The sequence below is a fragment of the Agromyces larvae genome (assembly GCF_022811705.1).
Lineage (GTDB): Bacteria > Actinomycetota > Actinomycetes > Actinomycetales > Microbacteriaceae > Agromyces > Agromyces larvae.
Map to the genome: position 1 here is coordinate 2,093,626 of NZ_CP094528.1, position 23,175 is coordinate 2,116,800.

General features: G+C 71.7%; 22 protein-coding genes. 7 read left to right on the top strand and 15 right to left on the bottom strand.

What is annotated here, in order from left to right; translation table 11 throughout:
* Nucleotides 1-65: 65 nt before the first annotated feature.
* The 3 genes from MTO99_RS10185 to MTO99_RS10195 all read right to left on the bottom strand — a co-directional run bounded on the left by MTO99_RS10185 (nt 66) and on the right by MTO99_RS10195 (nt 3,637).
* Nucleotides 66-1,796, bottom strand: coding sequence for a glycerol-3-phosphate dehydrogenase/oxidase (locus MTO99_RS10185; protein WP_243553511.1), 1,731 nt, complete (start codon nt 1,794-1,796; stop codon nt 66-68).
* Nucleotides 1,797-1,921: 125 nt separating this feature from the next.
* Nucleotides 1,922-3,046, bottom strand: a complete 1,125-nt coding sequence (locus MTO99_RS10190; protein WP_243553512.1) for a GuaB3 family IMP dehydrogenase-related protein — start codon at nt 3,044-3,046, stop codon at nt 1,922-1,924.
* A gap of 9 nt (nt 3,047-3,055) precedes the next feature.
* Nucleotides 3,056-3,637 (bottom strand): TetR/AcrR family transcriptional regulator, encoded by a 582-nt coding sequence (locus MTO99_RS10195; protein ID WP_243553513.1) that lies wholly within the window; start codon nt 3,635-3,637, stop codon nt 3,056-3,058.
* A 97-nt stretch (nt 3,638-3,734) separates the two neighbouring features.
* Between MTO99_RS10195 and MTO99_RS10200 the strand changes: the two genes are divergently transcribed.
* A complete protein-coding gene (locus MTO99_RS10200; protein ID WP_243553514.1) occupies nt 3,735-4,256 on the top strand; it encodes a DoxX family protein in 522 nt (173 codons plus the stop codon).
* Between the two features lie 33 nt (nt 4,257-4,289).
* Here MTO99_RS10200 and MTO99_RS10205 read toward each other — a convergent pair whose 3' ends face one another.
* Nucleotides 4,290-5,990, bottom strand: coding sequence for an ABC-F family ATP-binding cassette domain-containing protein (locus tag MTO99_RS10205; RefSeq protein ID WP_243553515.1), 1,701 nt, complete (start codon nt 5,988-5,990; stop codon nt 4,290-4,292).
* A gap of 126 nt (nt 5,991-6,116) precedes the next feature.
* On the opposite strand from MTO99_RS10205, the gene MTO99_RS10210 reads away from it, so the two are divergent.
* Nucleotides 6,117-7,274 carry a MalY/PatB family protein gene (locus MTO99_RS10210; protein WP_243553516.1) on the top strand — a complete coding sequence of 386 codons (1,158 nt, stop codon included), beginning with the start codon at nt 6,117-6,119 and terminating at the stop codon, nt 7,272-7,274.
* 12 nt (nt 7,275-7,286) lie between these two features.
* On the opposite strand, the gene MTO99_RS10215 is transcribed toward MTO99_RS10210, so the two are convergent.
* Together MTO99_RS10215 and guaB are read right to left on the bottom strand one after the other, a co-directional pair.
* Nucleotides 7,287-7,889 carry an ECF transporter S component gene (locus MTO99_RS10215; RefSeq protein WP_243553517.1) on the bottom strand — a complete coding sequence of 201 codons (603 nt, stop codon included), beginning with the start codon at nt 7,887-7,889 and terminating at the stop codon, nt 7,287-7,289.
* The gene (guaB, locus tag MTO99_RS10220) at nt 7,886-9,388 is read right to left on the bottom strand and encodes an IMP dehydrogenase (RefSeq protein ID WP_243553518.1); all 1,503 of its coding nucleotides are present in this window, start codon (nt 9,386-9,388) and stop codon (nt 7,886-7,888) included. The genes MTO99_RS10215 and guaB overlap by 4 nt, the downstream gene beginning before the upstream one ends.
* 373 nt (nt 9,389-9,761) lie before the next feature.
* Between guaB and MTO99_RS10225 the strand changes: the two genes are divergently transcribed.
* From MTO99_RS10225 to MTO99_RS10240, 4 genes are read left to right on the top strand one after another with little or no spacing between them, the layout of a single operon-like run.
* Entirely contained in the window at nt 9,762-11,000 is a 1,239-nt protein-coding gene (locus tag MTO99_RS10225) for a branched-chain amino acid ABC transporter permease (protein ID WP_243559056.1), read from the top strand.
* Nucleotides 11,001-11,005: 5 nt separating this feature from the next.
* The gene (locus tag MTO99_RS10230; protein ID WP_243553519.1) at nt 11,006-11,986 is read left to right on the top strand and encodes a branched-chain amino acid ABC transporter permease; all 981 of its coding nucleotides are present in this window, start codon (nt 11,006-11,008) and stop codon (nt 11,984-11,986) included.
* 52 nt (nt 11,987-12,038) lie between these two features.
* The gene (locus MTO99_RS10235) at nt 12,039-13,028 is read left to right on the top strand and encodes an ABC transporter ATP-binding protein (protein WP_243559058.1); all 990 of its coding nucleotides are present in this window, start codon (nt 12,039-12,041) and stop codon (nt 13,026-13,028) included.
* Nucleotides 13,025-13,765, top strand: coding sequence for an ABC transporter ATP-binding protein (locus tag MTO99_RS10240; protein WP_243553520.1), 741 nt, complete (start codon nt 13,025-13,027; stop codon nt 13,763-13,765). The genes MTO99_RS10235 and MTO99_RS10240 overlap by 4 nt, the downstream gene beginning before the upstream one ends.
* Nucleotides 13,766-14,275: 510 nt before the next feature.
* On the opposite strand, the gene MTO99_RS10245 is transcribed toward MTO99_RS10240, so the two are convergent.
* The 3 genes from MTO99_RS10245 to groES all read right to left on the bottom strand — a co-directional run bounded on the left by MTO99_RS10245 (nt 14,276) and on the right by groES (nt 17,336).
* A complete protein-coding gene (locus MTO99_RS10245) occupies nt 14,276-15,559 on the bottom strand; it encodes an ABC transporter substrate-binding protein (RefSeq protein ID WP_243553521.1) in 1,284 nt (427 codons plus the stop codon).
* Between the two features lie 379 nt (nt 15,560-15,938).
* Complete coding sequence (gene rarD, locus MTO99_RS10250) at nt 15,939-16,880, bottom strand: EamA family transporter RarD (protein ID WP_243553522.1); 942 nt, start codon at nt 16,878-16,880, stop codon at nt 15,939-15,941.
* Between the two features lie 159 nt (nt 16,881-17,039).
* Nucleotides 17,040-17,336, bottom strand: coding sequence for a co-chaperone GroES (gene groES, locus MTO99_RS10255; RefSeq protein WP_149161212.1), 297 nt, complete (start codon nt 17,334-17,336; stop codon nt 17,040-17,042).
* A gap of 149 nt (nt 17,337-17,485) precedes the next feature.
* On the opposite strand from groES, the gene MTO99_RS10260 reads away from it, so the two are divergent.
* Nucleotides 17,486-18,673, top strand: a complete 1,188-nt coding sequence (locus MTO99_RS10260) for a class I SAM-dependent methyltransferase (RefSeq protein WP_243553523.1) — start codon at nt 17,486-17,488, stop codon at nt 18,671-18,673.
* Between the two features lie 15 nt (nt 18,674-18,688).
* Here the strand turns inward: MTO99_RS10260 and MTO99_RS10265 are convergent, their stop codons facing one another.
* The 6 genes from MTO99_RS10265 to tsaB all read right to left on the bottom strand — a co-directional run bounded on the left by MTO99_RS10265 (nt 18,689) and on the right by tsaB (nt 23,158).
* On the bottom strand, nt 18,689-19,345 hold the full coding sequence (locus tag MTO99_RS10265; protein WP_243553524.1) for a DUF4190 domain-containing protein: 657 nt from the start codon (nt 19,343-19,345) through the stop codon (nt 18,689-18,691).
* Between the two features lie 10 nt (nt 19,346-19,355).
* The gene (locus tag MTO99_RS10270) at nt 19,356-20,090 is read right to left on the bottom strand and encodes a DUF4190 domain-containing protein (RefSeq protein WP_243553525.1); all 735 of its coding nucleotides are present in this window, start codon (nt 20,088-20,090) and stop codon (nt 19,356-19,358) included.
* Nucleotides 20,091-20,124: 34 nt separating this feature from the next.
* The gene (locus MTO99_RS10275) at nt 20,125-20,580 is read right to left on the bottom strand and encodes a DUF4190 domain-containing protein (RefSeq protein ID WP_243553526.1); all 456 of its coding nucleotides are present in this window, start codon (nt 20,578-20,580) and stop codon (nt 20,125-20,127) included.
* Nucleotides 20,581-20,733: 153 nt separating this feature from the next.
* Complete coding sequence (gene tsaD, locus MTO99_RS10280) at nt 20,734-21,786, bottom strand: tRNA (adenosine(37)-N6)-threonylcarbamoyltransferase complex transferase subunit TsaD (protein WP_243553527.1); 1,053 nt, start codon at nt 21,784-21,786, stop codon at nt 20,734-20,736.
* The gene (gene rimI / locus MTO99_RS10285) at nt 21,783-22,541 is read right to left on the bottom strand and encodes a ribosomal protein S18-alanine N-acetyltransferase (protein ID WP_243553528.1); all 759 of its coding nucleotides are present in this window, start codon (nt 22,539-22,541) and stop codon (nt 21,783-21,785) included. Before rimI ends, tsaD begins: the two co-directional genes overlap by 4 nt.
* On the bottom strand, nt 22,538-23,158 hold the full coding sequence (tsaB, locus tag MTO99_RS10290) for a tRNA (adenosine(37)-N6)-threonylcarbamoyltransferase complex dimerization subunit type 1 TsaB (RefSeq protein WP_243553529.1): 621 nt from the start codon (nt 23,156-23,158) through the stop codon (nt 22,538-22,540). The genes rimI and tsaB overlap by 4 nt, the downstream gene beginning before the upstream one ends.
* Nucleotides 23,159-23,175 lie beyond the last annotated feature (17 nt).

The window sequence follows — 23,175 nt, forward strand, 5'->3', positions numbered from 1 at the left end:
CCATGCCGCACGCGTGTGCGACGGCGCGGCAAGTCTACCCGCGGTGTGCTGGGCTCGAACCGACCTCAGTCGACCTTCACGATGTCGGGCGCCTCGAGCCGCACCCGGTCGGCGGATTCGTCGTCGGGTTGCAGTTGCGACTCGCGCTCGGCGGCCACGCGCTGCAGGTACCGCTCGACTTCGAGCTGCTCGCGCTCGGCGTCCCAGCCGAGCGATTTCGCCATCAGTTTCGCTGCCACGGGGGCGGCGGACACGCCGCGATCCCAGGCCTCGATCGAGATGCGGGTGCGGCGGGCGAGCACGTCGTCGAGGTGCAGCGCACCCTCGTGCGTGCACGCGTACACCACCTCGGCGGCGAGGTAGTCGTCGGCGCCGGGCAACGGCTCGCCGAGCTTCGGATCGTTGCGGATGAGGTCGAGCAGGTCGTCGGTGAGGGTGCCGTAGCGGTTCAGCAGGTGTTCGATGCGCACCTTGTGCACGCCGAAGGCGCGGGCGATCTTGCCGCGCTTGTTCCACGCCGCCTGGTAGCCCTCGGCGCCGAGCAGCGGGATGTCCTCGGTCGTCGACGCCGGTACCCGACCGTCGAGCGCGTCGGCGGCTGCGTCGATGGCGTCCTTCGCCATGACGCGGTACGTCGTCCACTTGCCGCCGGCGACCACGACGAGCCCGGGCACGGTGTGCGCGACGATGTGCTCGCGCGACAGCTTCGAGGTCTGGTCGCTCTCTCCGGCGAGCAGCGGCCGCAGTCCGGCGAACACGCCCTCGACGTCTTCACGCGTGAGCGGCACCCGCAGCACGCGGTTGACGTGCTCGAGCAGGTAGTCGATGTCGGCGGCGGTCGCCGCGGGATGCGCCTTGTCGAGGTGCCAGTCGGTGTCGGTCGTGCCGATCAGCCAGTGCCGGCCCCACGGGATGACGAACAGCACGCTCTTCTCGGTGCGGAAGATCATGCCCATGGCCGAGTGGATGCGGTCGCGCGGCACGACGAGGTGGATGCCCTTCGAGGCGCGCACGTGGAACGTGCCCCGCTCGCCGACCATGCGCTGCGTGTCGTCGGTCCACACCCCGGTGGCGTTGACGACCTGCTTCGCGCGGATGTCGAAGCGCTCGCCCGTCTCGAGGTCGTGCGCGTGCACGCCCACGACCCGCTCGCCGACCTTCAGGAACCCCTCGACGTTCACCCGGCTGGCCACGTGGGCGCCGTAGTACGAGGCGGTGCGGGCGAGCGAGGCGACGTAGCGTGCGTCGTCGACCTGGGCGTCGTAGTAGGTGAGCCCGCCCACGAGGGCGTCGGGAGCGAGTGACGGGATGGCCCGTTGCACCTGGGTCTTCGAGAGGTGCCGGTGGTGGGGGACCCCGGGCGGGCGTCCGCCCGTCCAGCTGAAGATGTCGTAGAGCATCATGCCGCTGCCGACGTAGAACCGCTCGACGACGCGGGTCTGCAACGGGTAGAGGAACCGCACGGGTTTCACCAGATGCGGCGCGAGTCGCTGGAGCAGCAGACCGCGTTCGATGAGCGCCTCGCGCACGAGCCGGAAGTCGAGCTGCTCGAGGTAGCGGATGCCGCCGTGCACCAGCTTCGACGATCGGCTGGAGGTGCCCGACGCCCAGTCGCGGGCTTCGAGGAGCCCCGTGGACAGGCCACGGGTCACCGCGTCGAGCGCCGCGCCGGTGCCGACGATGCCGCCGCCCACGACGAGGATGTCGAGCTCTTTCGACTTCAATCGCTCGATCGCGGCCGCGCGCTCATCGGGCCCCAGCTTGTTCGAACGTGCCACCGACTTCAGACGCGCCATGTCGTTCCCCGTTCCACAGCCTGCGGCGGCGGGCTGCGCCGCCTCCTCAACGCTACCCGAGGGGTACGACGGATGCCACGGCGCGCGCCGTCTTTCCGTCGGGGCGCCTCGACCCGATGGGGACGCTACTCGCTCTGGTAGGGGGCGACGACGACCTCGACCCGCTGGAACTCCTTGAGGTCGGAGTACCCGGTGGTCGCCATCGACCGGCGCAGGGCGCCGACGAGGTTCGCGGTGCCCTCGGCGACGGAGGCCGGCCCGTAGAGGATCTCCTCGAGCGAGCCGACGGTGCCCACCTCGACGCGGTTGCCGCGGGGCAGCTTGGAGTGGTGCGACTCGGCGCCCCAGTGCTGGCCGCCGCCCGGGGCATCCGTCGCGCGCGCGAGCGCGGAGCCGAGCATGACCGCGTCGGCGCCGCACGCGATCGCCTTCACGATGTCGCCCGAGGTGCCGAGCCCGCCGTCGGCGATGACGTGCACGTAGCGGCCGCCCGACTCGTCGAGGTAGTCGCGGCGTGCGCCCGCGACATCCGCGACCGCCGTGGCCATCGGCGCGTGGATGCCGAGCGCCTTGCGCGTGGTCGACGCGGCGCCGCCGCCGAAGCCGACGAGCACGCCCGCCGCACCCGTGCGCATGAGGTGCAGCGCCGCGGTGTAGGTGGCCGCGCCGCCGACGATGACGGGCACGTCGAGCTCGTAGATGAACTTCTTGAGGTTGAGCGGCTCCTGGTTCTTGGAGACGTGCTCGGCCGAGACCGTGGTGCCGCGGATGACGAACAGGTCGACCCCTGCGGCCACGACGGTCTCGTACAGCTCCTGCGTGCGCTGCGGTGAGAGCGCACCGGCGACGGTGACCCCGGCCGCGCGGATCTCGGCGAGGCGCGCGGTGACCAGTTCGGGCTTGATCGGCTCGGCGTAGATCTCCTGCATGCGCCGGGTGGCCTCGGCCTGCGGCAGTCGGCGGATCTCGGCGAGCACGGGCTCGGGGTCGTCGTACCGCGTCCAGACGCCCTCGAGGTCGAGCACGCCGAGGCCGCCGAGCTCGCCCATCATGATGGCCGTCGTCGGCGAGACGACCGAGTCCATCGGGGCGGCGAGGAACGGGATGTCGAACTGGTAGGCGTCGATGCTCCACGCGACCGAGACGTCCTCGGGGTCGCGGGTGCGACGGCTCGGGACGATCGCCACGTCGTCGAAGGCGTACACGCGGCGACCGCGCTTGGCACGGCCGATCTCGATCTCCTGGGTCACCCGCCCAGCCTATCGAACCGGGGTGTCGCCGCCCCGGGTCGCCTGCGCGACCCGGTCGGGCGAACCGAACAGTCGCCCGGCGATGGAGCGGGCGAGCGCGTCGGGCTCCTGCCCGGCCGCGTCGATGGCGCCGGAGTTCCAGAGGGTGGCGAATCCGTGCACGAGCGACCACGCGGCGAGCGCGTTCGCCCGCGCGTCGCCCGACTCGGCGCCGGCGCCGGCGCGCAGCACCGCGCCCGCCCGTTCGCGCGCTGCGGCGAGCGCGGGGTCGTCGGAGCGCAGCAGTTCGCTGCGGAACATCACCTCGAAGCGGCCGGGCTCTGCGGTCGCGAACCCCACGTAGGCCACGCCGGCCTCGACGAAGTCACCGCCGGATGCCTCGAGCACGGCGGCGAGCCGGTTGAACCCGTCGACCGCGATCGCGGTGAACAGGCCGGTGCGGTCGCCGAAGTGGTGGGCGGGCGCGGCGTGCGAGACGCCCGCCCGGCGGGCGAGGTCGCGCAGGCTCAGCTTGTCGACGCCGTCGGCTTCGATCGCGGCGACGGCCTCGTCGATGAGGGTCTCGCGGAGTCGGCCGTGGTGGTACGCCATGCGTCGAGGATACGTCGCCGATCTAGGCATTGACAAGTTCGACCATCCGAGGCAATCTAGGCATTGACAAGTTCACGTCTTTCCCAAGGAGTCCGCCATGAGCACCACGGCACCCACCGCCCGCACGTCGGCACCGCGACGCAACCCGTGGGCGCAGAGCTTCCTCTCCCCCGTGCCGATCGCCTTCGTCATCGGCACGGCCGGCACCGCACTCCTGGGTGCGTTCCTCGCCGCCTTCGGCACCACCGTGCTCACCGGCTGGCAGGCCGCGCTCACCGGCGGCCTCGTGCTCATGTTCCTGATCGGGGCATCCGGCCGTCTGAACCCGAAGCTGCGCCGCGGACTCGCCGCGATGGTGCCGCCCGCCCTGCCGCGACCCGACCTCATCGTCGCCGCGACCGGCGTGCTCGAGGCGGCCGGCGCGATCGGCCTGCTGGTGCCGGCGACGCACCGCATCGCCGCCGCCTGCCTCGCCCTGCTGCTCATCGCGGTGTTCCCGGCGAACGTGCGCGCAGCTCGGCTCGGCGACCGCCTCGGCACCCTGTCGTCACCCCTCGTTCCGCGCACGATCGAGCAGCTCCTCTTCGTGACCGCGTGCGTCGCGGTCGCGATCGGATGACACGGGCCGAGCCGGCGGGCGGGCACGCTCCGCTCAGCGCGCCCGAGCCACCCGCCCCTCGTCCCACACCGGGGCATCCGCCTCGACGACCTCACCGTCCTCGCGGAAGACCAGGTAGCGGTCGAACGACCGGGCGAACCAGCGGTCGTGGGTGACGGCGAGCACGGTGCCGTCGAACCGCCCGAGCGCGTCCTCGAGCGCCTCGGCCGACACCAGATCGAGGTTGTCGGTCGGCTCGTCGAGCAGCAGCAGCGTCACGCCCGAGAGCTCGAGCAGCAGGATCCGGAACCGCGCCCGCTGCCCGCCCGACAGCGACTCGTACCGCTGCTGGGCCGCGAGCGCCAGCCCGTACCGGTCGAGCGCACCGCTCGCCGCCTCGCGAGGCAGGCCGTCGCGGTGCTCGTCGCCGCGGTGCAGGATCTCGAGCAGCGTGCGCCCCTCGAGACCGGCCTGGCCGTGGCTCTGCGCGAACCAGCCGGGCACGATGCGGGCCCCGAGCGTCGCCCGACCTCGGTGCGGCACCGACTCGAGGGTTCGCCCGACCGTCGTGAGATGCCCCTGCGACGGGTCGGGGTCGCTGCCGCCGCCCGCCAACAGCCGCAGGAAGTGGCTCTTGCCCGAGCCGTTCGCCCCGAGCACCGCGACCCGGTCGCCGTACCAGACCTCGAGGTCGAACGGGCGCATGAGCCCGGTGAGCTCGAGCCCCTCGCACACGACGGCGCGCTTGCCGGTACGCGCGCCGCGCAGCCGCATCGACACCGCCTGGGCCGGCGGTCGCTCCTCGGGCGGGCCGGCCTCCTCGAACCGGCGCAACCGAGTCAGCGCGGCCTGGTACCGCGAGGCCATACCGTCGTTGTAGGTCGCCTTCTGCTTCATCGTCGCCACGAGGGTCTTCAGCGCGGCGTGCTGCTCGTCCCACCGGCGGCGCAGCTCGTCCAGGCGCTCGAAGCGGGCGTCGCGCGCCTCGTGGTACCCGTCGAACCCGCCGCCGTGCACCCAGGCCGAGCTGCCGGCGGGCGACGCCTCGAGCGTCACGATGCGGTCGGCCGCCGTGGCCAGCAGTTCGCGGTCGTGCGACACCAGCAGCACCGTCTTCGACGTCGCACGCAACTCGGCCTCGAGCCAGCGCTTGCCCGGCACATCGAGCGAGTTGTCGGGCTCGTCGAGCACCAGCACCTGCTCGGGCCCGCGCAGCAGCGCCTCGAGCGCGAGCCGCTTCTGCTCGCCGCCCGACAGCGTCGCGAGCTCACGCCAGCGGGCGCGCTCGAACGGCACGCCGAGGGCGGCCATGGTGCAGTGATCCCACAGCACCTCCTGGTCGTACCCGCCCGCCTCGGCGTACTCGGCGAGCGCGCTCGCGTAGCGCAGCTGGCTCGCGGTGTCGTCGCGTTCGATGATCTCCTGCTCGGATGCCTCGAGCTCGATCGCGGCGGCACGCACACGTTCGGGCGCCACCGAGACGAGCAGGCCGGCGACGGACGCCTCGGTGCCGGCCGCGGTGCCCCCGGTCCCGATGAACTGGTCCATGACGCCCAGGCCGCCGTCGACCTGCACGCTGCCCTCGTCGGGTCGCAGGTCGCCGCGGATGATGCGCAGCAGCGTCGACTTGCCGGCGCCGTTCGCGCCGATGAGGGCCGTCGTGCGCCCCTCGGGCACGCGGAACGCGAGGTCGGCGAGCAGCGGCCGGCCGTCGGGGAGTGAGAACGAGACGCCGTTGACGTCGATGAAGCCCATGGTCGATGCATCCGATCGGTGTCGGCGGCCGCGGCCGCGCCGCCCACCGGGCAGCCGACCAGACTAACGCACCGTCGGGCGCGCCGTGCGCGCCCGCGGCGTCGCGTGCGCTGGCAGACTGGGTGGATGCCTCGTGTCTCCGCCGACCCGATCGACCTGCTCCGCACCCGCACGAGCGAGAAGTGGCGCGCGTTCCCCACCGACGTGCTGCCGCTGCCCGTCGCCGAGATGGACTACCCGCTGGCCGAGCCGATCGCGCGGGCGCTGCACGCGGCGGTCGACCGATCCGACACCGGGTACGCACCGGGCAGCCGGCCGATCGCCGAGGCGTTCGCCGGCTTCGCCGCAGACCGCCTCGGCTGGCAAGTCGACCCCGCGCGAGTCACGGCCACCGGCGACGTGAGCATGGGCATCGTCGAGGTGCTGCGCCAGGCGATCACGCCCGGCGACGGCGTCATCGTGACGGCGCCCATCTACCCGCCGTTCTTCGACCTCGTCACCGAGGGCGGCGGCTCCGTCGTCGAAGTGCCGATGTCCGGCGGCATCGACGAGGGCTGGTCGCTCGACCTCGACGGCATCGACGCCGCGTTCGCCGCCGGCGCTCGCGCGATGCTGCTCTGCAACCCGCACAATCCGCTCGGGTTCGTCCCCGACGCCGACGCGCTGCGCGCCCTCGCGGACATCGCCGCCCGGCACGGCGCGACGATCGTCGCCGATGAGGTGCACGGCCCGCTCGCCCAGCCGGCGACGCCGTACACGCCGTTCCTCACCGTGTCGGACGCGGCGCGCGAACACGGCGTCGCCGTCACCGCGGCATCCAAGGCGTTCAACATCGCCGGGCTCAAGTCGGCGCTCGTCGTGACGGCGTCCGAGCGCGGCGACCGCGTGCGCGCCGCATTCCCGTACGAGGTCGAGTGGCGGATGAGCCAGTTCGGCTCGATCGCGTCGATCGCGGCGTTCCGCGAGGGCGGGCCGTGGCTCGACGGGGTGCTCGCGAGCCTTGATCAGAATCGCCGGCTGCTCGCCGACCTGCTCGCCGACGAGCTGCCCGGGGTGCGCTACCGCATCCCCGACGCGACCTACCTCGCCTGGCTCGACCTGTCGGCACTCGGCTGGGGCGACGACCCCGCCGCGTACGCCCTCGAGCACGCGCGCGTCGCGCTCGGCAACGGACCGCAGTTCGGGGCATCCGTCGGGCGGGGGCACGCGAGACTCAACTTCGCCTGCTCGCCCGAGGTGCTCTCCGAGGCGATCACGCGCCTCGCGGAGGCGCGCGACCGGTAGCGAGCAGCGCGCCTACCCGACCGCAGCCGCCCGACGCCGCTGCTCGAGCCGCTTGCGGGTCGTGGTGCCGACCCCACGCGCGATGAGCGCGTCGGCGACGACCACGCCGAGCCACGCGCCGAGCGCACCGCTCACGGTCGGGATGAGAATGGTCGCCGCGACGACGCCCGGCACCATCGACGCCGCGTCGATCGCGAGCGCCACGGTGACACCCCAGATCGCGCCCCCCAGCGCCCCGGCGAGCACGAACAGCCACGTCTTCCAGACCCGGTAGAGCGTCACCGCGAACACGACCTCGAAGAAGAACGCGTACCAGAGGTTGACGTACACGGCGCGGAACCCGTCGGGCTGGAACGGCCCCATCACGATGCCCGCGATCAGCGCCACGAGCAGCGTCGTACCGGGCAGCGGCAGCAGCCTGAGGGCGAGCGCGAACGGCAGCACCCAGAGCCCGAGCGTGACCCCGTTCAGCCAGGGCACCGCAGCCGTCGCGTAGGAGATCCAGTTGCCGCCGATGAGCAGGATCGCGGTCGCCGCGGCGATCGCGGCGGCCGCCAGCAGGTAGGACGTCGAGTAGACCCCGGGGCGCTTCGCACCCGCCGACCGGGCGCTCACCGGGTGTAGTTCGGCGCCTCGACGACGAACTGCACGTCGTGCGGGTGCGACTCCTTCAGCCCGGCGGGCGTGATGCGCACGAACCGGCCCTTCGTCTTCAGCTCCTCGATGGTGCGAGCGCCGACGTAGAACATCGACTGACGCAGGCCGCCGACGAGCTGGTACGCCACCGCGCCGACCGGCCCGCGGTACGGCACCTGCCCCTCGATGCCCTCGGGGATGAGCTTCTCGTCGCTCGGCACGTCGGCCTGGAAGTAGCGATCCTTCGAGTACGAGGTCTTCTTGCCGCGGGTCTGCAGCGCGCCCAGCGACCCCATGCCGCGGTACGCCTTGAACTGCTTGCCGTTCTGGTAGACGAGGTCGCCGGGGCTCTCGTCGGTGCCGGCGAGCAGCGACCCGAGCATGACGGTGTCGGCGCCCGCGACGAGCGCCTTCGCGATGTCGCCCGAGAACTGCAGGCCGCCGTCGGCGATGAGCGGCACACCCGCGGGCTTGGTCGCCTTGGATGCCTCGTAGACGGCCGTGATCTGCGGCACACCGACGCCGGCGACCACGCGGGTGGTGCAGATCGAACCCGGGCCGACGCCGACCTTCACCGCGTCGGCGCCCGCGTCGACGAGCGCCTTCGCGCCCTCGTACGTGGCCACATTGCCGCCGATGACGTCGATGTGGTCGAACGACGGGTCGGCCTTCAACCGGCGGATGATGTCGAGCACGCCCGCGGACTCGCCGTTCGCGGTGTCGACGACGAGCACGTCGACGCCCGCGTCGCGCAGGGCCTCGGCGCGCTCCCACGCGTCGCCGAAGAAGCCCATCGCCGCGCCCACGCGCAGGCGCCCCTCGGCGTCCTTCGTGGCGTTCGGGTACTGCTCGCTCTTGTCGAAGTCCTTGACCGTGATGAGACCGGTGAGCCGGCCGGCGTCATCGACGAGCGGCAGCTTCTCGATCTTCTTCTCCGCGAAGATGGCGAGCGCCTCGTCGGGGTTCATGCCGACGTGCCCCGTGATGAGCGGCATCTTGGTCATCACCTCGGCGACCTTCGTGGTCGGCTTCTCGAAGTCGGAGACGAACCGCATGTCGCGGTTCGTGATGATGCCGACGAGCACGCCGTCCTCGTCGACGACCGGCAGGCCGCTCACCCGGTACGTGCCGCACAGCCGGTCCACGTCGGCGACCGAGGCATCCGGCGTCGTGGTGACCGGGTTGGTGACCATGCCCGACTCGCTGCGCTTCACCCGGTCGACCATGTCGGCCTGCTCGGCGATCGAGAGGTTGCGGTGCAGGATGCCGATGCCACCCTGACGGGCCATCGCCACCGCCATCCGGGTCTCGGTCACGGTGTCCATCGCCGCCGACAGCAGCGGCGTCGAGACCGAGATGCGCCGGGTCAGCCGCGAGGACGTGTCGGCCTCGCTCGGGATCACGTCGGTGCGCCCCGGCAGGAGCAGCACGTCGTCGTACGTCAGCCCGGTGAAACCGAACGGGTCGTGCTGGTCCATGTGCGCGCGCCTCTTCTCCACGTGATCGCCATCGGGATGCACCGCGCGCGGCCGCCCGCCTCCACGGTGTCTTCTGATTCTAAGGCGAGCACGGCTGGGAGTATTCCCCGTGCAACGTGCGCGCGAGGCATCCGAATTCTCACGATTCGGCTGCGATCCGTGCAGGACCTTCGAAGACGGGGCATCCGAAATGCCGTTGACACATTACGCTTCTAGGGTCTCCCTCGCAGCCGACGAGACCCACGACGGCTGTGGTGTCCCAACTGGAGGTTCTGTGAGATCCCCATCCCGTGTCGTCGCGTCCCCGCCCGGGCGACGCATCCCCCGACTCGTCGGCCTGTTCCTCGCGTCGATCGCCGCCGCGCTCGCGCTGATGTCGATCGCGCCGGTCGCGGCGAACGCCGCCGACGGCGACCCGTACCGCATCAGCGGCAACGTCCAACTCGACGGCGAACCGCTCGAGGGGGTGGTCCTCGTCATCGACGGCCCAGGCGGCACGCAGGAGGTCGAGACCGACGCCAACGGGCAATGGCACGTCAGCGTTCCCGAGAAGAACGCCGACTACACCGTCACGCTCGACGAGGAGACCCTTCCCGAGGGCATCGCCGTCGTCGATCCCGAGGACGACTCGCCGAACGTGAAGGAGGTCACCGTCGGCCCCGGCGGCCGCGTCACCGCGAACTTCTTCATCGGCGAGGGTGAGCGCAACACCACGAGCATGTTCGACCAGATCGTGCAGCGCTCGGTGCAGGGCATCAGCTTCGGCCTGATGCTCGGGCTCGCGGCCGTCGGGCTCTCGCTGGTGTTCGGCACGACCGGCATCTCGAACTTCGCACACGGCGAGATGGTGACGTTCGGCGCGGTGGCGGCGGCGTTCCTCGCCGGCAGCATCGGCACGCTCTCGCTGCCGCTGTGGGTCGCGATCCCCGCAGCGATCGTGCTGAGCGGCGTGTTCGGCTACCTGATGGATGTGATCCTCTGGCGGCCGCTGCGTCGCAAGCGGGTCGGCGTCGTCCAGCTCATGATCGTGAGCATCGGCCTCTCGCTCGCGCTGCGGTACATCTTCCAGTTCTTCATCGGCGGCGGCACCGTGCAGTTGCCGTTCGCGACGGAGGAGAAGATCCCGCTGTTCGGCGTCGTGCAGCTCAGCGTCATCGACATGGCGAGCCTCGCGATCTCGATCGTCGTGATCGTCGTGTTCGCGATCTGGCTGACGTTCTCGCGGATCGGCAAGGCGACCCGCGCGATCTCCGACAACCCGTCGCTCGCGTCCGCCTCGGGCATCGACGTCGACCACGTGGTGCGGATCGTCTGGATCGTCGGCGGCGCCCTCGCGGGTCTCGCGGGCATCCTGTACGCCTACTTCCGCCCCGGCATCAAGTGGGACATGGGTGCGCAGATCCTGCTGCTCATGTTCGCCGCGGTCACCCTCGGCGGTCTCGGCACCGCGTTCGGCGCCCTCATCGGCTCGATCATCGTGGGCCTGCTCGTCGAGGTGTCGGGCCTGTGGATCCCCCAGGACCTGCGCTACGCGGGCGCCCTGTTCATCCTCATCGTCATCCTGCTGTTCCGGCCCCAGGGCATCCTCGGCCGGCGAGAGAGAATCGGGTAGGCATCATGGACTGGCTTCAGATCCTCTCCAACACGGCGTCGTCGATCCTCAGCCCGGCGACCATCGGCTACGCGCTGGCCGCGCTCGGCCTCGCGGTGCACTTCGGCTTCGCGGGCCTGCTCAACATGGGTGTCGCCGGCTTCATGGCCGTCGGCGCGTACGGGTACGCGATCTCGTCCCTCACCTTCGGGTTCCCGTGGTGGCTCGCGATCCTCACCGGCCTCGGAGCATCCGTGGTGTTCGCGCTCATCCTCGGCATCCCGACGCTGCGGTTGCGCGGCGACTACCTCGCGATCGTGACGATCGCGGCGGCCGAAGTGGTGCGGCTCCTGTTCCTCACGACCGCATTCGAGGATGTCACCGGCTCCGCCGACGGCCTCTCGGGCTTCCAGCGCGACTTCCGCAACGCGAACCCGATCCCGCCGGGCCGCTACGGCTTCGGTCCGTGGATCTACAACGAGAACGAGTGGTGGACCCGCATCCTCGGCCTCGTGACCCTCGCGATCGCCGTGCTCGTGGTGTTCATGCTCATGCGCAGCCCCTGGGGCCGCGTGCTCAAGGGCATCCGCGAGGACGAGGACGCGGTGCGCGCACTCGGCAAGAACGCGTTCGCGTACAAGATGCAGGCGCTCGTGCTCGGCGGTGTGCTCATCGCGGCCGGCGGCATCGTCTACGCGCTCGACCGCGCAGCGAGCCCCGGAGTGTACGTGACCTCGCTCACGTTCTTCGTCTGGACGGCGCTGCTGCTCGGCGGTGCGGCGACGGTGTTCGGCCCGCTGCTCGGCTCCCTGATCTTCTGGGTGCTGCAGACCTTCCTCAGCAACTTCCTGCCGGCGCTCGTGCAGGCGGGGGTGCTGCCGTTCATGACCCAGATCCAGGCGGGCACGCTGCGCTTCATCCTCGTGGGCGTCGCGCTCATGCTGCTCGTGATCTTCATGCCGCAGGGCCTCCTCGGCAACAAGAAGGAGCTGACCTTTGTCAAGTGAGATCCCGGCTCCCGGCGAGCCGACCCCAGAGACGGATGCCTCGGCCGACGCGGTGACCGCGCCGCCCACGGCTCCCGTCGCCCGCGCCAAGACGACCGGGCTCCACGTCGGCGACGCGGCTCCCGGTGTGAAGAAGGTCGACCCGATCATCGTCGCCGACGGCGTCCGCCGCACGTTCGGCGGCCTCACCGCCGTCGACGTCGACCACCTCGAGATCCCGCGCGGTGCGATCACCGCGCTGATCGGCCCGAACGGTGCCGGCAAGACGACCCTGTTCAACCTGTTGACCGGGTTCGACAAGCCGAACGCCGGCACCTGGACCTTCGACGGCCACGCGCTGTCGGGCGTGCCCGCCTACAAGGTGGCGCGCATGGGCCAGGTGCGCACGTTCCAGCTCACCAAGGCGCTCGGCCTGCTCACGGTGCTCGACAACATGAAGCTCGGCGCCAAGGGCCAGCGCGGCGAACGGTTCTGGCCGGGCATGGTGCCCGCAGCCTGGCGCAGCCAGGATGCCGAGCTCGAGACCCGCGCGATGGAACTGCTCGCGAAGTTCAAGCTCGACGCCAAGGCGGGCGACTTCGCGGCGAGCCTCTCGGGCGGCCAGCGCAAGCTCCTCGAGATGGCCCGTGCGCTCATGAGCGAGCCGAAGCTCGTCATGCTCGACGAGCCGATGGCCGGCGTCAACCCGGCGCTCACGCAGTCGCTCCTCGACCACATCCTCGACCTGAAGGATCAGGGCATGACCGTGCTGTTCGTCGAGCACGACATGCACATGGTGCGGCACATCGCCGACTGGGTCGTCGTCATGGCCGAGGGCCGCGTGGTCGCCGAGGGCGACCCGTACTCGGTCATGAAGGATCCCGCCGTCGTCGACGCGTACCTGGGCGCGCACCAGGAGCTCGACCTCGGCGTCGTCACCGGACGCTACGCGCCCGACGAGGCGGATGCCACGACGGATGCCGAGGCATCCGCGGACACCGTCGCAGCCCAGGACGAGATCCTCGCCGAGGCCCTCGCCGAGTCCGAGGAGGAGGACAAGTGAGCACCGCGACCACCGTCGGCACCCCCGTCGTCGTCGTCGACGACGTCCACGCCGGATACCTGCCGGGGGTGAACATCCTGAACGGGTGCTCGCTCGTGGCCCACCAGGGCGAGCTCATCGGCATCATCGGCCCGAACGGCGCCGGCAAGTCGACCCTGTTGAAGGCGATCTTCGGGCAGGTGAACGTCCGCAGCGGCTCGATCACGCTCGAGGGCGACGACATCACCGGGTTGAAGGCGAACAAGCTCGTCGCGCGCGGGGTGGGCTTCATCCCGCAGACGAACAACGTGTTCCCGTCGTTGACGATCGAAGAGAACCTGCAAATGGGGTTGTACCAGCGACCCGGCGCCTACAAGGAACGACTCGAGTTCGTCACCGGCATCTTCGCCGAACTCGGCAAGCGTCTGAAGCAGCGGGCCGGTTCGCTGTCGGGCGGTGAACGCCAGATGGTCGCGATGAGCCGCGCGCTCATGATGGACCCGAAGGTGCTGCTGCTCGACGAGCCGAGCGCCGGCCTGTCGCCGGTCCGTCAGGACGAGGCGTTCATCCGGGTCTCCGAGATCAACAAGGCCGGCGTGACCTGCATCATGGTGGAGCAGAACGCCCGCCGCTGCCTGCAGATCTGCGACCGCGGCTACGTGCTCGACCAGGGCCGCGACGCCTACACGGGCTCGGGCCGCGACCTGCTGAACGACCCGAAGGTCACCGAGCTGTACCTGGGCACGCTCGGCACCTGACCCGTCGCACACCCGACACAGGGCGGGGCCGGCTGACGCCGGCCCCGCCCTTCTTCTGCGCACTGCCTGCTGTGCACTGGCCTGCCGGCCGCCGCGACGCCGCCCGCCCGGTGCGAGTGTCTGCACCCGCCCGGCCCGGCCACCTGCCTCACGCGCAGGCTGCTGCGCCACCTCGGCGCCCTCCGCGCCACATCACCTGGCGCATACCCCGCCGAAGTGGCGCAGCGCCGTGCCAAACGGACAACCAGGGGCCGCCCGCGGGCACTCGCCACGCCGCCCGCAGGGGCCGCCACCCGCACCCGCCCGCACCACCCGCCCGCACGCTCCGCGCCACCTCGGCGCCCTCCGCGCCACATCACCTGGCGCAGCGCCCGCCGAAGTGGCGCGGCGGCGGCGCTTCGCGCGCGCGGGCGGGCGCGGGCGCGGCGCGGCGCGCGCACCCGGGCACGCGAAAGGGCCCCGGCTCGTGCCGGGGCCCCTCCGCTGTGTGTTCGGGTCAGTGCGAGACGATCAGCCCTCGTAGGCCGAGTAGGTGTTGTCTTCGCCGAACTGGTAGATGCCGATCGACGCCTCGGTCGGGTCGCCCACCTCGTCGAAGGTGATCGGGCCCGAGATGCCGTCGTAGTCGGCCACGCCGCCACCGAGGATGATGTCGGCGCACTCCGCGAACGTGGAGCACTTCTCGCCGTCGCCCGAGCCGCCCGAGACCTCGATCAGCTTCTCGGCGATCGCCGCCGAGTCGGTCGAGTTCGCCGCGAGCGCAGCGAGCGAGAGCAGGATGGTCGCGTCGAACGACTCGGCCGCGTAGCTGTAGTCGTCGAGCGGCTCGCCGCCGGTCTCCTCGAGGAACGCGTCGAGCTCGGCCGTGAAGTCCGAGATCGAGTCGATCGAGAGACCGGGCAGGGTGCCCTTCGCACCGGCGAGCGCACCCGCCGGGAACTGGTCGCCGAAGTTCGACAGGTTGCCGTCGACGAAGTACAGCTTGTCGGACGGGTACTGGCCGAACAGGCTCGGCAGGATCGTCTTGACCTCTTCGAACGTGATCAGGGCGATCGCGTCGGGGTCGGCCGCGAGCAGCTGGCTGATCTGCGAGTCGAACGTGGTGTCGCCCGTGTTGTACGTCGGCGCGGCCACGACCTCGCCGCCGGCGGCCTCGAAGGCCTCGGTGACGTACTTCGCGAGACCGGTGCCGTACGAGTCGTTCAGCACGAGGATGCCGAGCGTCTGAGCACCGTCCTCGGCGATCAGGTTGCCGAGCACCTCGCCCTGCAGCACGTCGGACGGCGCGGTGCGGAAGTACAGCCCGTTGTCGTCGTACGTGGTGAACGCGTCGGAGGTGTTGGCCGGCGAGAACTGGATGACGCCGGCGCCCACGACCTGGTCGATGAACTGCAGCGACGTGCCCGACGACGCGGCGCCGATGATGGCCGAGACGTTCTCGTTGAGGAGACGGGGGATCTCGGTCTCGTAGGCCTTGTTGTCGGTGTCGCCCGAGTCGCCGAAGACCACGTCGAGCGTGAGGCCCGAGGTCTCGGCGTACTCGTTGATCTGCTGCGCCGCGTACGCCACGCCCGCCTCTTCGGGCGGACCGAGGAACGCGAGGTTGCCGGTCTGCGGAAGGGCGGTGCCGATGGTCAGCGCCAGCTCTTCGCGAGGACCCTGGGCATCCTCGGTCGACTCGGGCTCGCCGGTCGCGCACGCGGACAGGAGGAGGGCGCTCGTCGCAGTGAGAGCGACTCCCGTCCAGACCTTGCCGCGCGAGCGAGCGGGCCGGGACTTGCCGAATACGCTCATGTTGCTCCTTGGGACTGAAGGATGAATCGAATGCCCGTCGAAACGGGCCGTGGATCGACAGTATGCGGCGCTTCCCCTGCAAACAATGCAAACCCGGTCACAACCGCGTAACACCTGCGATTCCGTGACCGTATCGTCACCAGAACAGGGGCCGACGCCGATTTCGACGCACGAGATCGCCGTCGGACGCAAGGATTCTTCATCTGACGGAGCTCCCGGATCGAGCGCTCCACCGGCACCTCCGACACGCGGCGCAACATACGGCGGCTCGGTGCATCTCGCCGGAGTTCCCCGCGTCGAGCATCACCCGCAAGCCGGCGTGCGGAAGCTCGTCCTGGACGTACGCCCGACCGGCCCCGTCGCCGTTCGGGCGCCGGCCTCACGCGGGCTCGATCACGATCCGGCGCGCGGCGCGCGCCCCGCGCACGAGGTCGAAGGTCAGGATCACGAGCGCCACCCACACCAGCGCGAACCCGATCCAGCGCTCGAGCGGCATCGGCTCGCCGAGCACGAACACGCCGACGACGAACTGGATGAACGGCGCGAAGTACTGGATGAACCCCATCTGCGTGAGCGGCAGCCGTCGCGACGCGGCCGCGAACAGGATGAGCGGAATCGCGGTCACCGCCCCGGCGGCGAGCAGCAGCGTGGTGTGCCATGCGCCCGCCGTGCCCATCGTGAGGCCCGTCGTCGCCGCGACCAGCGCGAGTTGCACACCCGCCACCGGCGCGAGCCAGAGCGTCTCGAGCGTGAGCCCCGATACGGCGTCGACCCGCGGCCCCACCCGCTTCTTGATGAGCCCGTAGAAGCCGAACGAGAACGCGAGCACCAGCGCGATCCAGGGCAGCTGCCCGTAGCCGATCGCGAGCACGAGCACCGCGACGAGCGAGATGCCCACCGCGACCCACTGCGTCACCGTGAGCCGTTCGCGCAGGACGAGCACGCCGAGGAACACCGTGACGATCGGGTTGATGAAGTACCCGAGCGCGGCCTCGACGACCTGGTCGGTCATGGCGGCGAAGACGTAGGTCTGCCAGTTCACGAAGATGAGCACGCCGGCCAGCCCCATCGTGAACACGATGCGCCGATCGCGCAGCAGCGCGAGGAACGGCCGCCACGTGCGCGCGACGGTCATGACGAGTGCGCAGAACACCAGCGACAGGAGGATGCGCCACGCCACGACCTCGACCGGACCGGTCGGCGCGAGCGCGATGAAGTAGATGGGGAGGAACCCCCAGAGCACGTACGACCCGATGGCGAACAGGAGCCCGCTGCGGCTCACGGTGGGGGTGGCGGGGTCGGGCGACGCGGTCGATGGCACCGGTTCAGCCTACGGGCGCCCACGGACACGACCGGATGCTCCGCCTGCCGTTCCCCGTCGAGATCCCGCCGACCGCGAGGCATCCCGCTCGGCGACCCGGCCGGGAACGGCGAACGGCCCGGATGCGAGGCATCCGGGCCGTTCGAACGAGCGCGTCGACTAGCGCACGACGACCGCGAGCACGTCGCGGGCCGAGAGCACGAGGAACTCCTCGCCGCCGAACTTCACCTCGGTGCCGCCGTACTTCGAGTAGAGGACGCGGTCGCCGACGGCCACGTCGAGCGGAACACGGTTGCCGTTGTCGTCGATGCGGCCGGGGCCGACGGCCACGACCTCGCCCTCCTGCGGCTTCTCCTTGGCGGTGTCGGGGATGACCAGACCCGAGGCCGTGGTCTGCTCGGCCTCGACCTGCTTGATGACGATGCGATCCTCGAGCGGCTTGATGGAAACCGACACGGTTGACCCCTTTTCTAGACGGACTGTCTGACGAAGACTGGTTAGCAGCCTCACAGCGAGAGTGCTAAAGGGAGTCTAGAGAACCTCTGGCACTCGTGCAACGTGAGTGCCAATCAGCGCCCCCCGGCGCGGGCTGCTACCGTACCCGAGTGGACCGCACCGAGCTCGTCGAACTGCTCTCCCCCGAGGGCCTGCGCCTGCTCGACGCCGTGCCCGAGTGGGATTCGAAGGCCGACGTGCTGCGCACCGTCGAGGACCTCCGCAAGCAGGGGCACGCGCCGGCGCTCGTCGCGGCGGTGCTCAGCCAGGCGAAACTGCGCGCCCGGGCCCACGCAAAGTTCGGCGAGTTCGCCGACCGCATGCTGTTCACCGAGGCGGGCCTCGAGCAGGCCACCCGGTTGCGCGTGGCGGCCCTGCACGCCGGCCGGTTCGCCCGCGCCGGCATCGGCCACGTCGCGGACCTGGGCTGCGGCATCGGCGGCGACGCGCTCGCCTTCGCCGCGCTCGGACTCGAGGTGACCGCCGCCGACGCCGACGAGGTCACGGCCGCGATCGCGGCGTTCAACCTCACCCCGTTCCCCCACGCCCGCGTGCTGCACGCGCGGGCCGAAGAGGTACCGCTCGGCGGCATCGGCGGAGCGTGGCTCGACCCCGCCCGCCGGGTCACGTCGGGCGGGCGCACCCGCCGCCTCGCCGACCCCTCCGACTATTCGCCCCCGCTCGACTTCGCGTTCGGACTCGCCGAACGCCTGCCCGTGGGCGTGAAGCTCGGCCCCGGCACCGATCGCGACGTGATCCCGGCCGACACCGAGGCCCAGTGGGTGTCGGTCGACGGCGACGTCGTCGAACTCGCGGTGTGGACGGGGCCGCTCGCCCGACCGGGCATCCGGCGCGCCGCGCTCGTGGTGCGCGGCGACGAGGCATCCGAGCTCTCGGGCCCGGCCGACGCCGAGGACGCGCCCGACGGCCCGCTCGGCGAATACCTGTACGAACCCGACGGGGCCGTCATCCGCGCACGTCTCATCGGCGATCTCGCGCGGGCGAACGGCGCCTGGATGGGCTCGCCCGGCATCGCCTACCTCACGGCCGATCGTGCGTTCGACTCGCCGTTCGCGCAGCGGTTCCGCATCATCGAGCGTCTGCCGGCGGATGAGCGCCGGCTGCGTCAGGCGCTGGCCGAGCGCGGCATCGGCGTGCTCGAGATCAAGAAGCGCGGCGTCGACGTCGACCCGGCTGCGCTGCGCACCCGGCTGAAGCTCAAAGGGGCGGAGTCGGGCACCCTGGTACTCACTCGCGAGCAGGGTCGCCACGTCGCGCTGCTGGTCGAGCGCGGCTGATCGGATGCTCCGCGGTCAGCTCGGCAGCGCGCCGAAGACGATGGCGTAGTACCCGATCCAGACGGCCGAGAACACGAGGCCCGTGAGGCCGGTGCCGATGCCGACGAAGGCGAGGGTACGGCCGTGCTCCTCGCGTCGCAGCCCGAGCACGCCGAAGACGATGGCCGCGATCGCGAGCGGCAGCATCCAGCCGACGAACAGGGAGGCTGCGGCGCCGAGCACACCGAGCACCGCTGCGACCCAGCTGTACACCCGGCGTTGCGTCTCCTCCTCGGCCTCGTCGTCCGAGGCCGCCGAGATCGTGTCGGGGCGGTGCACGATGAGCAGCTGCCCGGTCGGGAGCTGGTGGATGCGCCCGGTGTCGTAGACCTCCTCGAACTCGCGCGAGGGCACCTGCGCCTCGGGGATGGGCGCCTCCTCGACCACGGCCGGGTCGGCACGGAACGTCGGCTCCGCCGGGCGGAACGGCGCCAGCGGGTCGTCGCCGGGGATCTCCCGCGGCGGCACCCGCGACGGCGGTGCGACGGCCGCGTACGGCGGGTCGATCAGCGGCGGCGCTCCGGCCGACGGGCTCGGTTCGGCCGGCGGAACCGGGTGCGCCGCGTCATCGGGCTCCTGCTGAGACGGGTCGGGGGTCCCGCCCGTGGGCGGAACCCCCTCGCGCTCGGTCATCCGCGCGACCTCAGTACGTCGTGTAGGTGCTGAACGAGGCGAACGCGATCGCCCAGAGCAGGATCGACAGCAGGCCGATCGCGATGCCCACGAACCCGAGGATGATGCCGGTGAGCCACATGCCCTTGGCCTGCGGCTCCTTCTTCTTGCCGATGAAGCCGAGCACCACGGCCGCGGCCGGGATGAACAGCTGCAGGATGCCGCCGACGAACGGAATGAACACCACCGCGAGCGAGCCCACCACGCCGACGATGCCCGCGATGAGCGAGATGATGCTGAACACCGGGCTCTTCGCGGCGGGCGCGGCGCCGTACGCGGTCTGGGCCGGGGCGCCGTACGCGGGCTGCGCCGCCCCGTACGCGGGCTGCGCGGGGGCACCGTACGCCGGCTGGGCCGGCGCACCGTACGGCGACGTTGCCGCGGCCGCCTCGGCACCGTACGACGGCGGCGCAGGCGGGCCAGGCGGCGCGACCGGCGGCGCAGGCGGCGCGACCGGCGGCGTCGGCGCCTCGGGGGCGGCCGGCGGCACCGGCGCCTCGGGCACCGACGGCGCGGCGGGCGGAGCCGGCGGTTCGGGCGCCGAGGGAACCGTCGGTTCGGCCGGCGACGGGATCGTCGGTTCCGCCGGAGCGGGCACCGTCGGCTCGTCGGGCGTCGGCACCGTCGGCTCCTCGGGTGCGGGCACGGTCGGCTCGACGGGCACCTCGGGCACCTGCGGTTCTTCGGGGTTCTTCGGATCGGTCATGTCTGCCTCCTCCGATGCGATCGGCGCGCGTCGATCAGTAGGTGGTGGTGGTGTAGTACCCCGACGATGCGGCGGCCACGATCAGGATGATCCAGATGACGATCACGATCAGGCCGATGACGAGGCCGATGTAGCCGATCACCAGGCCGGCGATCGCGAGGCCACGGCCCTGCTCGCCCGTCTTCTTGATCTGGTTGAGGGCGATGTGGCCCGTGATCACCGCGACGAGCGAGATGAAGAACGCCGAGACGAGCGAGACGATCGCCAGCACGTTGGTCTTGGTCGCGGGCGGCGCCCCGTACGCGGGTGCACCGTACGCGGGAGCGGCGGGCGCACCGTACGCGGGTGCGGCGGGAGCAGGAGGCGCCTGGTACGCCGGAGCAGCGGGCTGGGGGGCGCCGTAGGCGGGCGGCTCGGGTGCGGCCGGCGGCACGGGCGGGACCGGGGGCACCTGGGCGCCGGACTGGTCGGGAGTGTTCGGATCGGTCACTGAGCTGGTCCCCTCGTGAGGCGGGATGGCGTGCTGGCGGCGGAGCGCCGGGCGGCGCCCCTCATCCCGGTGTGTGTTTCCGCTCACCATACCGCGCGGATCGCGCGCGGCGCGAGGGTCGCGACCCCGCGTGACGCGGCACGATGCGGCCGATCAGACCCGGATGTCGGTGACCGGGAGCGTCGAGTCCGCGCCGAATCCGAGGCCCGACGGCTCGTGCCCCGCCATGATGAGCTTCGACCCCAGCGCGGCGATCATCGCCCCGTTGTCGGTGCAGAGCGAGAACGGCGGGATGCGCAGCGAGATGCCCGCGGCATCCGCCCGTTCCCCGGCCACCTGCCGGAGCCGGGCGTTCGCGACCACGCCGCCGCCGAGGAGCAGCCGCGGCACGTCGAGGTCGGTGCAGGCGGCGATCGCCTTGCCGACGAGCACGTCGACGACCGCCTCGCGGAAGCTCGCCGCGACATCCGCCAACGGAACCTCCTCGCCGGCCGCCTCGGCCCGCTCGACCCACCGCGCGACCGCGGTCTTCAGGCCCGAGAAGCTGAAGTCGTAGCGGTGCCGCTCGAGGTCCTTCGGCTTGGTCAGCCCGCGCGGGAACCGGATGGCGTCGGGGTCGCCGCCGATCGCGGCGCGATCGATCTCGGGCCCGCCGGGATACGGCAGCCCCAGCAGCCGCGCGACCTTGTCGAACGCCTCGCCGGCCGCGTCGTCGATGGTCTCGCCGAGCAGTTCGACGTCGGAGACCAGGTCGCGCACGAGCAGCAGCGAAGTGTGGCCGCCGGACACCAGCAGCGCGATGGTCGGCGTCTCGAGCGGGGCGCGGTCGTCGAGCAGGTCGGCGCCGACGTGCCCGACGAGGTGGTTGACGCCGTAGAGCGGCACGCCGAGCGAGATCGACAGCGCCTTCGCGGCGCCGACGCCGACCATGAGCGCACCGGCGAGCCCCGGCCCGCTGGTCACGGCCACCGCGTCCAGGTCGGCGAGCGAGACGGATGCCTCGGCGAGCGCCTGCCGGATGGCCGGTCCGAGCTCCTCGAGATGCGCGCGCGCCGCGACCTCGGGCACGACGCCGCCGTAGCGGGCGTGCTCCTCCATCGAGGAGGCGATGGTGTTGGCGAGCAGGTCGGTGCCGCGCACGATGCCGACGCCGGTCTCGTCGCACGAGGTCTCGATGCCGAGCACGAGGGGGGCCGTGCGGTTCATCGCGCTCCCTCCGCTCGAGGGAGGCCCCCTGAGCCCGTCGAAGGGACGCCCCCCGAGCCCGTCGAACGGTGGCTCCCTGAGCCCGTCGAAGGGACGCCCCCCGAGCCCGTCGAAGGGAGGCTCCCTGAGCCCGTCGAAGGGAGGCTCCCCGAGCCCGTCGAAGGATGGCTCCCTGAGCCCGTCGAAGGGAGGCCCCCTGAGCCTGTCGAAGGGTGCTTCGCTTCGACAGGCTCAGCGAGCTCGACGGGCTCAGCGAGCTCGACCGGCTCGCCGGCCTCCGCCGGGCGCGTCACCGCCGGCGGCACGTCGGCGCGCATGTGCACCGCGTCGACGCCGTCGCGGTAGTAGCGTCGGCGCACCCCGATCTCGACGAAGCCGAGCGAGGCGTACAGGCCGCGCGCGATCGGGTTGTCGGCGCGCACCTCGAGGAAGATCGACTCGACGCCCCGCCGTCGCGCTTCGGCGATGAGCGCGTGCATGAGCGTGCGGCCGAGCCCGGCACCCCGACGGCCCGCGTCGACCGCGATGGTCTGGACGTCGCCCTGGTCGCCGCCCGAGGGTGCGAGCAGCCCCGCGTACCCGAACACGTCGTCGGGCGCGTCGTCGTCGACCGCGACGAGGTAGTAGGCGTGCGGGTTCGCCAGCTCGCGGGCCATCGCCTCGACGGGCCAGGCGTCGTCGACGAAGGTCGACCGCTCGAGCGTCATGATCGCGTCGAGGTCGTCGGGGCGGGCACGACGCAGCAGCACGCTCATCGCAGCACCTTCTTGCCGGCGGAGGGGGTGACATCGGGCGCCCGCAGGTAGAGCGGCTCGTCGGCGGTGAGCGGCAGCCGGCCGGCCGCGTGCGCGAGCTCGGCGAGCATGCCGATTCCGGCGGCGGGCACGACGGATGCCTCGACCCGCGCACCGACCGCGGCCGGCACGTCGTCGCGCGGCGTGAGCCGAGGGCCCTCGACACGCACGGGCAGGCCGTCGGCGTCGAGCCCGTCGTAGTCGGAGACGGCGGCCTCGCGGCGGCGCGCGTCGGTGACGACCTGCACCGGGCCCCGCCCGCCGTCGCGGTACCACGCCCACGCGACGGCGTCGTGGCTCACCACCGGCACGAACGGCCGGTCGATGCCCAGCGCGAACGCGTGCGCGGCGGCGATGCCGACCCGCAGGCCGGTGAACGGGCCGGGGCCCATGCCCGCCGCGACACCCGAGAACCGAGCGGGTTCGACGCCGGCCGCGTCCAGCGCCTCGCGGATGAGGAGGCCGACGACCTCGGCGTGGCGCATCGGGTCGTCGCTGGACGCCTGGGCGAGCACACCGCGGTCGCGGTCGACGACGGCGACGCTCGTGCCGGTCGACGTGTCGATCGCGAGCAGCATGATTCCAGCCTAGGCGG